Origin of the sequence: Myxococcus sp. AM009 (genome assembly GCF_013372605.1) — a bacterium.
In the GTDB taxonomy this organism is placed as follows: domain Bacteria; phylum Myxococcota; class Myxococcia; order Myxococcales; family Myxococcaceae; genus Myxococcus; species Myxococcus vastator.
In genome coordinates this window covers 1-15093 of sequence record NZ_JABXEP010000183.1, presented here as the reverse complement: position 1 = coordinate 15093, position 15093 = coordinate 1, and the positions used below count along the sequence as shown (strand labels likewise).

Annotated in this window: 13 protein-coding genes; 7 read left to right on the top strand and 6 right to left on the bottom strand. The window is 71.0% G+C overall.

Annotated features, from left to right (window positions below; translation table 11 throughout):
• Positions 1-7: 7 nt before the first annotated feature.
• Together HV824_RS31035 and HV824_RS31030 are read left to right on the top strand one after the other, a co-directional pair.
• Complete coding sequence (locus HV824_RS31035; protein WP_176420673.1) at positions 8-1006, top strand: MoxR family ATPase; 999 nt, start codon at positions 8-10, stop codon at positions 1004-1006.
• Positions 1003-2310, top strand: coding sequence for a DUF58 domain-containing protein (locus tag HV824_RS31030; protein ID WP_176420674.1), 1308 nt, complete (start codon positions 1003-1005; stop codon positions 2308-2310). Before HV824_RS31035 ends, HV824_RS31030 begins: the two co-directional genes overlap by 4 nt.
• Here the strand turns inward: HV824_RS31030 and HV824_RS31025 are convergent.
• Complete coding sequence (locus HV824_RS31025) at positions 2288-2767, bottom strand: inorganic diphosphatase (protein ID WP_176424869.1); 480 nt, start codon at positions 2765-2767, stop codon at positions 2288-2290. The genes HV824_RS31030 and HV824_RS31025 overlap by 23 nt on opposite strands.
• Complete coding sequence (locus HV824_RS31020) at positions 2760-3776, bottom strand: stage II sporulation protein M (RefSeq protein ID WP_176420676.1); 1017 nt, start codon at positions 3774-3776, stop codon at positions 2760-2762. Before HV824_RS31020 ends, HV824_RS31025 begins: the two co-directional genes overlap by 8 nt.
• An 87-nt stretch (positions 3777-3863) precedes the next feature.
• On the opposite strand from HV824_RS31020, the gene HV824_RS31015 reads away from it, so the two are divergent.
• The gene (locus HV824_RS31015; RefSeq protein WP_176420677.1) at positions 3864-5369 is read left to right on the top strand and encodes a hypothetical protein; all 1506 of its coding nucleotides are present in this window, start codon (positions 3864-3866) and stop codon (positions 5367-5369) included.
• 89 nt (positions 5370-5458) lie between these two features.
• Here HV824_RS31015 and HV824_RS31010 read toward each other — a convergent pair whose 3' ends face one another.
• Both HV824_RS31010 and HV824_RS37705 read right to left on the bottom strand, forming a co-directional pair.
• Positions 5459-7000, bottom strand: coding sequence for a bifunctional UDP-sugar hydrolase/5'-nucleotidase (locus HV824_RS31010; protein WP_176420678.1), 1542 nt, complete (start codon positions 6998-7000; stop codon positions 5459-5461).
• Between the two features lie 77 nt (positions 7001-7077).
• Positions 7078-7323, bottom strand: coding sequence for a hypothetical protein (locus HV824_RS37705; RefSeq protein WP_255208487.1), 246 nt, complete (start codon positions 7321-7323; stop codon positions 7078-7080).
• 33 nt (positions 7324-7356) lie between these two features.
• Here HV824_RS37705 and HV824_RS31005 point away from each other — a divergent pair, with 33 nt between their 5' ends.
• Positions 7357-8433, top strand: coding sequence for a hypothetical protein (locus tag HV824_RS31005; RefSeq protein ID WP_255208486.1), 1077 nt, complete (start codon positions 7357-7359; stop codon positions 8431-8433).
• Positions 8434-8463: 30 nt separating this feature from the next.
• On the opposite strand, the gene HV824_RS31000 is transcribed toward HV824_RS31005, so the two are convergent.
• Entirely contained in the window at positions 8464-11568 is a 3105-nt protein-coding gene (locus HV824_RS31000; protein WP_176420680.1) for a cyclic nucleotide-binding domain-containing protein, read from the bottom strand.
• A gap of 203 nt (positions 11569-11771) precedes the next feature.
• Between HV824_RS31000 and HV824_RS30995 the strand changes: the two genes are divergently transcribed.
• Positions 11772-12578, top strand: a complete 807-nt coding sequence (locus tag HV824_RS30995) for an RDD family protein (protein ID WP_176420681.1) — start codon at positions 11772-11774, stop codon at positions 12576-12578.
• Here the strand turns inward: HV824_RS30995 and HV824_RS30990 are convergent.
• Entirely contained in the window at positions 12544-13062 is a 519-nt protein-coding gene (locus HV824_RS30990; protein ID WP_176420682.1) for an outer membrane beta-barrel protein, read from the bottom strand. The genes HV824_RS30995 and HV824_RS30990 overlap by 35 nt on opposite strands.
• Before the next feature lie 99 nt (positions 13063-13161).
• Between HV824_RS30990 and HV824_RS30985 the strand changes: the two genes are divergently transcribed.
• Positions 13162-14223, top strand: coding sequence for a lipopolysaccharide assembly protein LapB (locus tag HV824_RS30985; protein WP_255208484.1), 1062 nt, complete (start codon positions 13162-13164; stop codon positions 14221-14223).
• A gap of 31 nt (positions 14224-14254) precedes the next feature.
• Positions 14255-15093 (top strand): FHA domain-containing protein (locus HV824_RS30980; protein ID WP_176424867.1); only part of this gene is annotated, 839 nt, incomplete at its 3' end.

The window sequence follows — 15093 nt, the reverse complement described above, 5'->3', positions numbered from 1 at the left end:
AAACGACATGAACGACACCCTGGCCGTCCCCTCCCCCGCCCCGGCGGGTAACGCCGTGCAGGCCGCCCACGCCATCCGCGAGGCCGTGCTGTCCGAGGTGCGCAAGGCCGTGGTCGGCCAGGACGAGGCCCTGGAGCTGATGCTCTGTGGCCTCATCGCCGGTGGCCACATCCTGCTGGAAGGCGTGCCCGGCGTGGCCAAGACGCTGATGGCCAAGGCCCTGTCGCGCAGCATCGGCGCGGAGTTCAAGCGCATCCAGTTCACCCCGGACCTGATGCCCGCGGACATCCTGGGCACCAGCGTGTTTGATTTGAAGACGCAGGGCTTCACGCTGGTGCGCGGCCCCATCTTCACGGACCTGCTGCTGGCGGACGAAATCAACCGCGCCCCGGCGAAGACGCAGTCCGCGCTGCTGGAGGCGATGCAAGAGCGCTCGGTGTCCATGGAGGGCCGCGTGCTGTCGCTCTCCCCGCTCTTCACCGTGTTCGCCACGCAGAACCCCGTGGAGTCCGAGGGCACCTATCCACTGCCCGAGGCGCAGCTCGACCGCTTCCTGCTGAAAATCGAGGTGGGCTACCCCGCGCCGGAGGAGGAGGACGCGATCCTGGCCGCCGTGCACCGGGGCTTCGACTCAGGCGACCTGCAGCGCGCGGGCGTCAACGCCGCGGTGACGAAGGACGGGCTGCTGGCCGCGCGCGGCGCGCTGAATGAGGTGACGGTGGAGCCGCCGGTGCTGGCGTACGTCCGAAAGCTGGTGGCGGCCACGCGCGCCTCCAGCCGCATCCGCCTGGGGGCCGGGCCTCGCGCGGGCGTGCACCTGCTGCTGGCGGCCAAGGCCCTGGCGGCGCTGCGCGGGCGCGGCTTCGTCACCCCGGACGACGTGCGCTTCCTGGCGGCGCCCGTGCTGAAGCACCGCCTGCTGCTGTCGCCGGACGCGGAGCTGGACGGGGCCACGCCGACGGACGTGCTGCGCGAGGTGGTGCGCGGCGTCGAGGTCCCCCGGTGATTCCCACCGCGCGCCTCTGGGTGCTGCTGGCGCTGCTCGCGCTGCCGATGATGCTGGCGGGCTTCAGCCCCGGCATCGGCGGCGCCGTGCTCGCGCTGGACGCGCTGGTGCTGGCGCTGGCGGTGCTCGACGTGCTCACCGCGCGCAGGGCCCGGCTGGAGGTCCACCGCGTGCTCCCCGCGCGGCTCAACGTGGGCGTGGCCAACAAGGTGGTGGTGCGGCTGATTCACCGCGGCGACGGCGCCGTCCAGGTGCGCGTCCGGGACGACGTGCCGGACGGCTTCGCCGCCACGCCGGACGAGGCCCCGCTGCACCTGCCCGCGCGGAGCGAGTCGCGCTGGGTGTACCGGGTGACGCCCGTGAAGCGGGGCCGCTTCCAGTTCGGAGACGTGCACGTCCGCGTGCGCGGGCCGCTGGGGCTGGTGTCCCACGAGCGCGTGTTCCCCGCGGCGCAGGACATCGCCGTGTACCCGGACCTGCGCGGCGCCAACCGACTGCTGCTGTCGGGCGCGGCGCTGGACCTGGTCAACCTGGGCCTGCGGCAGCTGCGGCGGGACGGGCGCGGCAGCGAGTTCGCCCGCCTGCGCGACTACGCCCAGGGTGACAGCGTGCGGGACGTGGACTGGAAGGCCACCGCGCGCCGGGGGCGGCCGGTGACGCGCGTGCTGGAGTCGGAGCGCTCGCAGTCCATCCTCATCTGTGTGGACGCGGGCCGCTCCATGGCCGCGCAGGTGGACGGGCTCACCAAGCTGGACCACGCGGTGAACGCGGCCCTCTTCCTGGCCTTCGTGGCCGTGCGCAACGGGGACCGCGTGGGGCTGGCCGTCTTCGCGGACGGCGTGAAGGCCTACCTGCCGCCCGCGGCCGGGCGCACGCAGTACCGGAAGATCGTGGACACGCTCTACGGCACCACGCCCAGCCTCACGTACGTGGACTACCTGGCGCTCTTCAAGGAGCTGAACCTCCGCCTCACGCGCCGCAGCCTGCTGTGTGTCTTCACCGACTTCCTGGACGAGGAGCAGGCCTCCACCATGGTGGCCCCGCTGCACCGCCTGGCGCGGCGTCACGTCCCCCTGTGCCTGTCGGTGAAGGACACCGCGCTCCAGAAGCTGCTGCGCACGCCGCCGCCCAGCCCGGAAGAGGCCTTCCAGCACGCGGTGGCCTCCGAGCTGCTCACCGACCGCGAGGTGCTCAAGGCGCGGGTGAGCCAGGGCGGCGTGCAGATGCTCGACGTGCAGCCGGATGAGCTGAGCCTGGCCGCCGTCAACCGCTACCTGGACATCAAGGCGCGCGGCGCGCTGTAGCGCCCGGGGCCACGTCCGGCACCGGGGCGGGCAGCGGCAACCACCCCGTGAAGCGGGTGTCCGGGACGTTGCCCCGCACGCGGTGCAGCACCTGCTTGAAGCGGGCGTAGACGCGGAAGAAGCGCTCCAGGCCCGCGCGCTCGGCGGCTGTCAGGGGCGCGGCGGCGCACACCACCTTCGGGTCTCCCCGCCCCGCGTCCACGAAGCCGATGACGCCCACCACCGGCACGCGAAGCCGCTGGCCCAGCGGCAGCCGGGGCCCCATCACCACGGCGTCCAGCGGGTCGCCTTCATCCGACGTGAGGCCCGGGATGCTGCCGTAGTTGTACGGGCACGGCAGCGGCGACACGAAGTCCACCGCCCCGTCCGCGCGGCGCTTCACGAAGGAGAAGCGCGGACACTCGATGAGGACCTCCGGCGCGCCAGGCAGCGGCGGCAGCCACAGGCGCTCATCCATGGGCGGACTCAACGCCGCCCCCTGGCGCCGCGCGGCCCCCACGCAGCCAATCCGACAACAGGTACGCGTACACGCCCGCGCCCACCGTCAACGCGAAGGACACCTTGAACGCCACCGACAGCTTGGGCGGATGAACCTGGGACACCGTGCCCTCGATGAAGCCCGCGAGCACGAACAGGACGAGCGTGCCGAACAGCAACCGCACCGCCGTCACCGCCTCCTGTCGCACCGCCTGTCCACGGGGCAGTCCTCGCGGGGCCACCATGCCTCGCGCAATCACCAGCCCCGCGGCGCCCGCGATGCAGATGGCGGTGATTTCCGGGATGCCGTGCGGAAGAATCCACGCCCAGAACCAGCCCGCCATGCCCTTGGCCGCATAGACTTGCGCGAGCGCGCCTAGGAACAGGCCGTTGACGAAGAGCATGATGGCCGTGCCCAGGCCCACGGTGATTCCCAGCGCGAAGGCCAGGAAGGCCACCTGGATGTTGTGGGTGAAGAGGTAGGTGGTGAACTGGGCCTGGTCTCCCACCGACATGCCGTCCCCCGCGGCCTCGTTGGCCGCGCGTTCGATGGGGTCCAGCTTCAGGTGCTCGGCGGGCACCAGGTAGTGCGCCGCGTCGGGGTCCACCATCATCCCCGCGTAGCCGAAGCCCACGCCCGCCAGCAGCATCAGCAGCGACGCCACGTACATCCGCCACTCGCGCCGCATCAGCGCGGGGAAGCCCCGTGCCACGAAGCCCCACACGTCCGCCAGGCGCGGGCGCCGGCCCGGGTACGTCAACGCGTACGCCCGGCCCACCAAATCGTTGAGGTAGGCATTCACGTCCGCCGAGCCACTGCGCGCGCGCACCCACAGCAAGTCACTGGAGACGGCGCGGTACAGCCGGCCCAGCGTCCTGGCGTCCTCCAGGCTCAGCGCGCGCAGGCCGTGGGCTTCGGACCTGTCCAGCAGCGACTCCAACTGCTCCCAGCGCGGCTTGCGGGACTCGATGAACTCCGCCATCTCCATGGGCCGGCACTCTACCCCAGTGACGCGGCGGGCCACCCTGCCCTCCGCTGACGCTTTGTGGGAAAACGGGGGGCCATGACGTGTCGGATGGTGCTCCTGGGATGGCTGCTCGCCCTGTTGTCGGGATGCACGAGCATGCGCGCCCTGTGTCCCCTGGAGGGAGGCCGCCCCTGGGTGGAGGTGCGCAGTCCCCACTTCACCGTCCGCACCAACCTGGACGCGGAGACGGCCGAGGAAGCAGCCCAGGAGCTGGAGCTGCTCCGCGAAGGCCTGCTGCAGGCCTGGGGCGGCAGCTTCGACCCGCCAGGCACGGTGGACATCATCGTCCTCCACAACCGCAGCGCGCTGGAGGAGTTCACCAACATCCGCATCGAGGGCTTCTCCACCCACACCGAGGACGGCCCGCTGCTGGTGCTGGCCGGGCACGCCTACGCGCTCAGCGAGGCCACCGCGGACATCACCACCCAGGCCCATGAGCTGACGCACTACCTCTCCGAGCTCGCGCTCGTCCGCCAGCCGCGCTGGCTGTCGGAGGGACTGGCCAGCTACCTGGAGACCATCGCCCTCAGGCCGGAGCGGCGCGAGGTCATCCTCGGGCGCATTCACGGGGCCTTCTACAACCAGGTGCGGCGGCACGGCTGGCGCACGCTCGACGAGCTCTGGGAGTGGGACAGCAAGGGGCTGCTCGGCACCGCCGAGTCGCGGCAGTACTACGCGTCCTCGTGGCTGTGGGTGCACTTCTTCATCAGCCGGCACGGCGCGCGCTTCGAGGACTTCCAGAAGCGCCTCATGCACGGCGAAGAGCCTCAGCGAGCCTTCGAGGCCGCCTTCCGCGGCGCGGAGGACCTGGCCGGCGAGCTGAACGGCTACGTGCGCCGCTCGGGCCACATGAACTACCGCACCATCACCGCGCCGCTGGCGCCCGTGACGAGCCCGCTCCAGACGCGCCCCATGCGCGCGGCCGAGGTCCACGCCATCCGCGCGCAGCTCTTCCTGATGACGCCCGGCGCGTCCCCCATGGAGGAGCGGCTGCCCCACATCGAACGGGAGATGGCGGAGGCCACGCGCGAGGAGCCCGGCAACGTGGACGCCATGCTGCTGCGCATCCGCTCCACGGAGGACCCGCTGCGCAGGCTCGCCGTGGCACGCGAGCTGGTGGAGCGCCACCCCGACAGCGGGCACGCGTGGAACGCCCTGGCGCGGGCGCTGGACGCCGCGGGCAACACGTCCGACGAACAGGAGGCCGCGAGGCTCCGCGCGGTGGAGTTGCTGCCCGGCAGCGTGAGCGCCCAGAATGGGCTCGCCGGCTACTACGCGCGCACGGCCCAGCCCCAGAAGGGCCTGACGGCGGCCCAGCGGGCCCTGTCGCTGGCGCCAGGAAACGCGTCGGTGCTGGACACGTGGTCCACCCTCCTCTTCCAGCTCGGCCGCTGCCCGGAGGCGCTGGACGCCCAGCAGCTCGCGGTGGACATGCTCCACGAAGGCACGCCGCAGCGGCTGCGGCGGACCGTGCACGACACGCTGGCCCGCTACCAGGCCGTGTGCGGACCCGATGCCCGCCCCGCCGCGGCGCCTACCCTGGACACGCCCTGAGGCCTCGGCCCCGCTGAAACGACGAAGCGCCGGAAGGGCCCAGGTGGGCTCCTCCGGCGCTTCGGGGTCCTGCGGAAAGACGGCGAGGACTACTTCAGCAGCTTCTCCAGGGGCTTCTTCTCGCTGCTCGACTGGTCCTTGGTCCAGTCCACCACCGGCGTCTGCCACGCCATGCCCGTCTCCGTGGGCTCGGGGGCCAGCTTCTCGAACTCGAAGCCGTCACCGCCGAAGTAGAGGTACTCCACCGTGGCGACCGAGTACTCCTTCTTCGGGTCCAGGGCCTTGCCCTTGGCGTCCTTGAACTTGCCCTTGCCCGCGGCCGTGAAGCCGGAGACGAGCGCGTTCGGGTTGGCCAGCTGACGGGCCAGGTCCTCGCCCTTCAGCTTCACCACGAGGAGCGTGTTCTCGAAGGGCATCACCGAGTAGATGCTGCCGCGAGTCACCGGGCCGGCGGGCAGGTCGCCGCGGATGCCGCCGCTGTTGAGGACGGCCGCGTCCGTGCCGAGCACGTTGCGCACCGCGCCCGCGACCCACTTCGCCATCTGCGGCGACGACTGGGGGATGCCGGCCTTGGAGAAGCCAATCTGCTGGCCCAGCGCCTCGTCCAGCTGCGACTTCCACTTGCCCACCAGCTGCGCCGTCTCCGCGTCCGGCGAGCCGCCCGACACCTCGACGACCTTCGTCTCCAGGCCGGTCAGCTTCTCACCCGCGGGCTTCGCCGGGTCGAAGGTGACGTGCGCGCGCAGGTACTTGCCGAAGCCACGGTCCAGCGACACGAAGCGGGTCGCGCCGTCCTTCAGGTCGACGGGCTGCGCGCAGCGGCCACCGGCCACCAGCGCCACGTTCCACTCGGGGTGCTTCGCCACCGCGGGCTGCAGGTCGGTGACGCACTCGTCGGCGAGCACCACGACCACGTCCGCGCCGGCCTTGCGGGCCTCGGGAATGGCGGTGGTGAGCGCCTCCTCGTAGCCCGTCACCTCCAGGCCATCCGCGCGGCCGGGCATGGCGGTGCGGACCGTCTTCTCGGACGCCAGGCCCACCACGCCAATCTTGAGGCCGCGGCGCTCGAAGAGCTGGAACGCCGGCATGGACAGGTCGCCCGCCAGCGCCGGGTCCTTCACCTTGAGGTTCGCGGCGAGGAACGGGAAGCCGCCCGCGCTGCGGTTCTTGAGGAAGGCCTCCTTGCCGAAGGCCAGCTCATGGTTGCCCAGGGCGGAGGCGGCGTAGCCCATGCGGCCCATGACCTCGGCCGTGGGCGTGCCCAGGAAGAAGGAGGAGATGGCCGGGCCGTTCCAGTGGTCACCCGTGGCGAGCGCCAGCGTGCTGGCGTCCGCGCAGGTGGGCTGGCCATCCTTCACGGGACCGGGACAGTGCTTCTCATCGGCCACCCAGCGGCCGAGCAGCTCCGCGGCGCCGCCCTTGCCCTCTGAGGGCTGGAGCTGGCCGAACGCGCCACCCGTCACGAGCAGCGTGACTTCAGTCGGAGCAGCGGGCGCCTTGGCTACCGGCGCGGCGGCCGGGGGAGGAGTGGGATTGCTCTTCTCGCAGCCGGCGATGGCACCGAGGGCGAGGACCAGCACGCCGGACAGCGGCTGGCGGAAGGGACGAGGACGGAGAGGGTTCGCGCTCACAAGTGCGCCTTTAGCACAACTCGGCTCGTGCTACGCTGAGACACGTGGCTGACAGCGACACGCCGCACGGCGGTTCCTCACCCGAAGGCAAAGTTCACAAGCACACAGAGCAGGGGTTCGCCAGCCAGGGCGAAGCCCGGGCACGCGAGCTCTGGGGAGAGGTGAGCGCGGGTGCGCGTCACTTTTCCTTGAAAGACCGGAAACCGCCCGAAGGCCGCCTGCGCCAGTTCTTCTACGGCATGGGCCTGCCGTTCCACATCGGTGGAGCGCTGCTGGGCGATCCGATCGCGCGCAAACAATACATCCGTGTCGGGTTTCTCCAATCCATTGCAGCGTTGGCATTGGCCTTGAGTTGCATGACTTCCGGAACTGAGGCGGCGGAAAGCGCCAGCAAGCGGGAGTCCCGAGCCGAGGCGCGCGCCAGGGCAGCGCGGGTTCAAAAAGTCGCCGAGGTCCTCGTCGCCCAGCACGCCAAGAAGGAGGCGCCCCCAGGTCCTGAAGCGCGGCTGGAGCAGCGCATCCGGGACGTGGAGGCCGCGGCCCAGGGGGCCGACGCGGGCACGTCCCTGGCGACGGCCATCACCGCGCTGGTGATGGAGGCCACGAAGGAAGTGGAGCCGGAGGCCTTGGCGAAGGACACACCCACCGGTGAGGACGCCCAGGCACCTGCTCACGCAGAGAGCATCTGGAGGGTGAGGGGCTTCTCCGTGTGGGGCCTGGCCTTCTGGGCGGCGCTGTTCGCCGCGCTGCAGTTGGCGCAGTGGGTGGTCATCGCCCTGTCGCGGGACTACCACGACGCCATCTCCCGCAAGGCCAGCCTGCTCACGGGGTTGGAGCCGGAGGACGAGGAGTTCCCGCCGCGCGTGCGCCTCAATGTCCCGTGGCTGCGCAAGAAGCTGAAGCGCCGCTGGCGGGCCTTCCTGCTGCTCATGGTGGGGGTGCCGGCGCTGGTGCTGCTCACCGTCCCGCTCATGTTCGCTTCCCGTTTCGCCTTCACGGCCCTGTTCACCGCCTGGAGCGCGTGGTGGTGGGTGGTCTTCACCGCCGCCAAGAGCGCGCGGGCCTGGGAGCCGTCCGCGGGGCCCACGCGGCCACCCTGGTTCCTGCGGGGGTGGACGGTGCTCACCACGCGCGTGCCGGGTCTGCGGTGGGGCGCGCTCCAACGGTATGGCGCGTCCTGGGGACGGCGCACGGAGGAGGTCTTCGCGCCCATCTCCAGCACGGAGCGATACCCCTGGGTGTTCGCCGGGCTGGGCGTGGTCCGCTTCATGGGCTCCTTCCCGCCCATGAAGTTCTTCGTCCGGCCGCTCATCCCCGTCGCCTCCGCGCACCTGCTGGAGGAGGACGTGGCCGCGGCCAGAAAGGCGCTCGCCGCCGGTGCGAACGCCTCTCCGCCCGAAGCCGAGGTGCCCCGCCCCGCCGACGTGTGGTGACGGGAGGGGGCGCCCCCCGCGCCGCCCGGCTCAGGAGTCGTCGCGCGAGCGGTCGTCGTTCCCATCCGGCGCGGGCCCATCCGGCAGCGGCGGCGCCAGGGGGCCCAGCGGCGCCGTCATCTCCAGCCGCTCGCCCGTCTCGCGCGAGTCCGGCAGGTCGATGAGCGCCTGGAGCTGCAGGCTCACCGCGCGGAAGAAGCCCGTCAGCAGCTCCGGCCGGTCCGCGAGCAAGTCCAGGAAGTCACGCCGGTCGATGATGAGCACCCGCGTATCCACCCCGGCCACCATGTCCGTGGGACGCGGCGCGCCGTCGAGCAGGCTCACCTCGCCGAAGGCCTGCTTGCCCTGGAAGCGCAGCACGTGCTCGCCGTCGTGGAAGGCATCCACGGCGCCGTCGACGATGACGTAGAGCGCGTCGCCCGGGTCACCCTGGGCGTAGATGCGCTCGCCCGCGCGGAACGACGCCTCGCGAGCCACGGCGGCGATGGCGGCGATGTCGTCCACGTCGCACTGGGAGAAGACACTCACCCCTTCCAGCGCGAACATCCGCTGGACTGTCCTGTCGCTCATGTCACCTTCCTGCGGGAGCACGTGCAGCCCGTTCACCCACGCCACATGGCGGGCACACGCGCGCAGCACGCCGTCCTCGCTCTGGACCAGCGCCGCCAGCCGCCGCCACAGCCGGCCGGGCGCGCCGGGCGGAAGCTCACGGTGGTGCGCCTCCACCTGCTCCATCACCAGCTCCCGGTCCTCTTCGTCGACCAGGTTCTCCAACAGCTCCAGCGCCAGCGCGCGACGGCGCGGGTCCGGACCCACCAGGTTGTAGTGGATGCCGCGCATCACGTGCGACGGATGGAGCAGCCCCAGGAGGAAGAAGCACAGCTCCAACGCCTGGTCCATCCGGTCGCCCACCGCGCGCGTGAGCAGCGAGCCATCCCCCAGCGCCGCGCGCAGGTCGCGGAAGGCGCCCACCAGGTTGCGGTAGACCTCGCGCCGCCGGCCCAGGGCTTCACGCACGCGCTCCGCGTCCACGGGGTGCTCGGGGTGCTCGTCGCGCAGGCGCGACATCTGCGCGCCAATCCGGAAGTGGAGGGACGCGTCGTCGCGCACGTTGGAGAACAGCAGCGCGTCCAGCGCCGCCGGGGTTCCGATGCCGCGCAGCACGCGGGGCAGTTGCAGCCGCATCGCCAGCGGCGCCACGCGGTTGTTGAGCTGGTCCTCCACCAGCGGCGTCACCTCGTCTCCCAGCGCCACCAGCGCCTCGCGCGCCGCCTTGCGCTCCTCGCGCCAGGTGAGGAACGGCAGCAGCCGGGGCGCCAGCTCCGCGTAGCCACCCTTGCCCACCGCGACCAGCGCCACGTGCCGCACGGAGCCGTCCGCGTCCTCCAGGTAGCGCGCCAGCGGCTCCGCGAAGCGTGAGTCCTGGATGCGCCCCAGGAGCCGCGCCACCTCGCGGCGCTCGGACACCGGCGCGCCCTCGCCGCGCGACAACATCGCCCGCAGCGCGTCCAGCGCCACGGCGCTCCCCGTCGACTTCACCAGCGCGCCGATGGCCGCGCAGCGCAGCCCCACGTCCGGGTGATTCAGCAGCGCGGGCAGCAGGCGCTCCGCCCGCTCCGGCGACAGCCGCGCCAGGGCCCACACGGCCTGGTCCCGAGGCCGGCGCGGCCCTTCCTCCACCAGCCGCTCCAGCACTGGCGCCAGCTCGTGCGCCTCCAGCTCCAGGGCCAGGGAGACGCCGCGCTCCAGCACGCGCTCGTGCGGGTGGCGCAGCAGCGCGGACAGGTGCGGCCGCAGCGGCACCTCCGCCTGCTCCATCATCGCCACCGCCCGCAGCACCCGCTCCGGAGAAGGCGCCGCCAGGGCCTCGGCCAGCAGCCGCTGCTCCTCCTCGCCCTCCAGCGCCACGTCCTCTTCCTCGGGCGCGCCCACCTGCTCGCCCAGCGCGGCCACGTACGCGGACTTCAGCCGCACCAGCAGCAGCCCCAGCGCCGCGCACATGCCCACCACCGCCACCGCCATGGTGACGCCGTTGGCCGCGCGGCCCGCGCCGATGAGCAGCAGACCGGCCAGCACCACGCCGCCCTTGCGCAGCAGCCCATCCACCGTGGCGCGCAGGCCCTCGCGTTGGTCGTCCGGCACCGCGGTGTAGAGCAGCTGGATGCCCACCGGGAGGATGGAGTAGCTCACCGCCGTCTCCACCAGCCGCAGCAGGTGCACCGGCCACAAGCTGGGCGTGACGAGCGCCGCGCCCGCCAGCGGCGCGAGGACGAGCGGCACCATCGCCACGTAGCGCAGCAGCCCCAGCCGCTTCAGCAGGCGCTGCGCCACCAGTAACTGGAAGGCCACGCAGAACAGGCCAATCCACAGCTGGAGCGAACCGAAGAGCGCCGTCAGCGCGTCCTCGCTCAGCGTGCCCTCCAGGCGCAGCCGGAAGAGGTAGTCCACGAACGACGACAGCACCGCGAACGCGATGCCCAGCGCCGCCAGCACCTGGGCGTAGGGGCTCTCCGCCAGATAGCGCAGCCCCAGGAAGGACGCGGGGCGTCCGCGCGGCGGCGTGGGCGGCAGGCCCTTGTACAGGTGGTGGAAGATGGCGCCCGCGGCCAGCAGGCCCACGGCGCCGCTCACCACGATGGCCGGCGTGCCCAGCTTCACCGCCAGGCCCTGCACCAGCAGCCCTCCGGCGATGCCTCCGCCCATGCCGAAGCCGTTGAGCGCGGTGAAGGCCCGGCGCGCCTCCCGCGCGTCGAACGCAGCCGCCATGCGCCCCCAGAAGCGGAAGGACACGAACGTGGAGAAGGTGTCCGCGAAGAGGTACAGCGCCAGCGCGGGCATGCGCTGCCCCGCGGACAGGGCCCCCGCCAGCACCAGCGCCACCACGCCGCCCATGCCCGTCAGCAGGCCCGGGGACTCGAAGGGCGAGCCCGGCTTGGAGCGCGGCAGCACCGTCATGGCCGCCGTCATCAACGCGCCCAGCAGGTACAGGTACGGCAGCGCCTGGGACTCGAAGCGCGACAGCACCAGGGCGTTGGAGGCCGTCTTCAGCTGCGTCACCCCTGCGATGAGCGCGAACTGAAAGGCTGCCGCCGGCAACAGGCGGCGGTTCCATGATGAGGAGTCGGAGGGGGGCACGGTGCGAGTGCGCGGCAGCCTACTCCACGCCCTCTCGCCCCTTGAATAGCGCTGTCGTGCGAGGTGCCGCCCGCCTGCTCCCCGGACGGCGGGCATGTCACTTCGGACACCTTCACCCGACTTCCGCCGCCCTCACTGAAATCGTTGGAGCCGCGATGAAGGTGCCGCGAGCCCGCCCGCACGCGCGCCGCCGCGGCTAGACTGTGTCGGTGACGACCGCCACCGACACCCTGCTGGACGGCACCCACACGGTGCTCACCCCCGAGTACGTGGAGTTCCGCTTCACGCTCGCGGGCCTGTACTCGCGCTTCCTGGCGTGGCTGCTGGACGCCATCATCGTCACGCTGCTCACCGGCACCATATTGACGACGCTCAGCCTGGTGATGTTCGCCTTCCCGGGCTTCGCCAGCGCGCTGTCCATCGTCATCTACTTCCTGGTGGACTGGGGCTACGCGATGACGCTGGAGACGGTGTGGAGCGGGCGCACCGTGGGCAAGCGGGTGATGTCGCTGCGGGTCATCCAGGAGAGCGGCGTGCGCATCGGCTTCTACCACGCGGCGCTGCGCAACCTGGCGCGTCCGGTGGACCGGCTGCCCCTCTTCTACCTGGTGGGTGGGCTCACCGCGCTCGTGTCCGGCTCCCAGCAGCGGCTGGGGGACATGCTGGCGGGGACGCTGGTGGTGCGCGAGCGGCGCCTGAAGGTGCCCTCCGCCCTGGGGACCCCCGGCGAAGAGGGGCTGCTGGCGGATCCGCTCTTCGTGTCGCGCGTGAAGCGCCTGTCCAGCGAGGAGCGGGAAGTGGTGCTGACCGCGGCCCTGCGCCGCGAGGAGCTGCGCATGGAGGCGCGGCTCCGGCTGTTCGCGGCGCTGGGGGCACGGCTGCAGGACGCGCTGGCCATGGAGAAGCCAGCTCACCTCTCCGACGAGAAGTGGGCGCTGCTGGTGGCCGCGGCCCTGCTCCCGCGCAAGGGACAGGCTAGAAGTACGCCGCCGCGCCGACAGACAGCGTGAGCGTGCGCTGCGTCTTCTCATTGAGCGCGATGTAGAAGTTGTACTGCGCGCGCGCGCCCACGCTCACCGAGTCCGACACGAAGAAGTCAACGCCAACGTTGGGGCCAATGCCCACGAAGTTGCTGACGCTGTCCTTGAAGACGATGAGGTAGCTCAGGTCGGAGCCCACATAGGGGCGGATGGACTCCTCCATCAGCAGGTACCGGATGCCAATGGACGGCGCCAGGCCCACCACGCGCCGCTCGTTGCGGTCCGTGGTGTCGCGAGGGAACGCAAGCTTCGACAGCGAGACGACCTCGAAGCCGTTCTCGATGTAGAGGCTGGCGTCAATCCCCACGAAGAACGCGTCATCCAGGCCGTTCGTCCGGTTGAAGTCCATGTAGCCCAGTGACAGGCCCAGGCTGCGGTTGGCGAACTGGGCATGCGCGGGGCTGGCCGACAGCAGTGCCAGGGTGAAGCCGAGGGTGCAGAGCAGGGTACGCATGGGCCGCGACTCTACCGGCGTAACCCCCGGAAAACAGCCTGGATTCAAGCCACTCCGGGCGTTGCCTGGGCGCGGGCGCTCTCCTACACTCGCCCCGCCATGCGTGCCCGCCGACTTGTTGCTGCGCTGTCCCTGGTCTCCGCCCTGCCCTTCGTCGCCTGCGTCCGGACCCCGCCGCCCCACGAGCGGGCGCTCATCAACAATGAGCTGTGCTCGCAAGAGATGGCCAAGGGCGACCTGACCCGCGCGGAGACGTTCTGTGATTTGGGCCTGGAGTTCTCTCCCCAGTACGCAGACCTCTGGTCCAACAAGGGCCTCATCGCCATGTACTCGGGCCGCCAGGATGACGCGAAGAAGCACTTCATCAAGGCCCTGCGCTACAACCAGGAGCACCTCCAGGCGTACCAGAACCTCGGCGCCATCTACATGCAGGAAGGCGCGTACGGGAAGGCGCACGACAACTTCCGCCGGGCCCTGAAGGTCAACCCGGACAACCTGGAGTCGCGCTACAACCTGGCCCTCTCCCTGATGAAGATGGGGAAGATGGACGAATCCAAGAAGGAGCTGCGCACGCTCCTGGCCGTCAACCCCGGCATCGCCGACGCGCACCACACCCTGGGCGTCATCGCCTATTCGGAAGGTGAATACGACGCGGCTGGCGAGCACCTCTCCCGAGCCACGCAGCTGGTGCAGGACTCGCCCCTGCTGTGGCACGACCTGGGCACCGCGTTCATGGAGCTGGGCCGCTTCCCAGAAGCGCGTGAGGCCTTCGCCAACTGCGCCCAGCTGGACCCCAGCAACAGCAGCTGCATCAACAACCTGTCCCTGGCCCAGCGCAAGGCGGCCCTCACCGACGCGGCCTTCAAGGAGATCAAGGACACGCAGCAGGCGGAGAACTCCGCGCCCGCGCTGTTCATGCTCGCGCGTCAATACCGGGAGAAGGGCCTGCTTGCGGAGGAGGAGTCCACCTACCGCAAGTGCGTCAAGCTGGACGCGAAGTTCGCCGCCTGCCACTACGGCCTCTACGAGCTCTTCTTCGAAGCCCACAAGCGCGAGCACGCGCAGATCGCCTGCAAGAACTTCCTGAAGTACGGGACGTCTGAGGAATTCCCCACGGAGTACCAGACGTGTGAGAGATTCCTGAGCGACGCGACGTTCTGATGTCCCGCCTCCCCGACTCCCCTCCCTTTCGATGAGCGTTCGTCTCACCGTCACGCAGCGCAGCGAGGCCGGCGCGGCCCAGAGCACCGAGTTCGTCCTCGACGACGCGGTCATCACCCTGGGCCGCGACAAGGCCTGTCAGGTCGTGCTCGCCCAGCAAGCGGTGTCGCGCAACCATGCGCGCATCTGCCAGGACGGGACGCTCTTCTTCGTGGAGGACCTGGGCAGCTCGTACGGCACGCAGATCAACGGCAAGCCCGTGCCCAAGGGCGAGAAGCGGCTGCTGCGCAACGGCGACGTCATCGCCATCGCCACGTTCGACGTCCGCTTCGAGCGGGTGATGGACCTGAGCGTCGAAGCCGGCGGGGAGAAGACGTCCTTCATCGCCCGGGGCATGGTGAAGGACGCCATGCGCGGCCTGGCCGGCGGCGGCGAGGAGCGCTACCTGCGCTTCATGAACGGGCCTCGCGAAGGCGAGCGCATCGAGCTGGGGGACGCGAAGGAAGTCATCCTGGGCCGCGATGAGAAGGACGCGGACATCATCCTCAAGGATGACCTGGTCTCCCGGAAGCACGCCAAGGTGCGCCGCGACTGGTCCGGCACGCACGTGGAGGACCTGGGCAGCCGCAATGGCATCAAGGTGAACAAGAAGCGGGTCAACCGCCGGCAGCTCAAGGACGGGGACGAGTTGGAGGTGGGCGCCACCCGCTTCCTGTACGTGGACCCCACCGAGCCGGCCGAGGAGCCCGTTCAGCTCGCCGCCGAGGTCAAGGCGCCGCCGCCGCCCTCGCCCCGTCGTCCGCGCCCGGAGCCCAAGCCCGTGGAGCCCCCGCCGGAGGAGCCCGCGCCTCCGCCCGAGGAGCCCGCGCC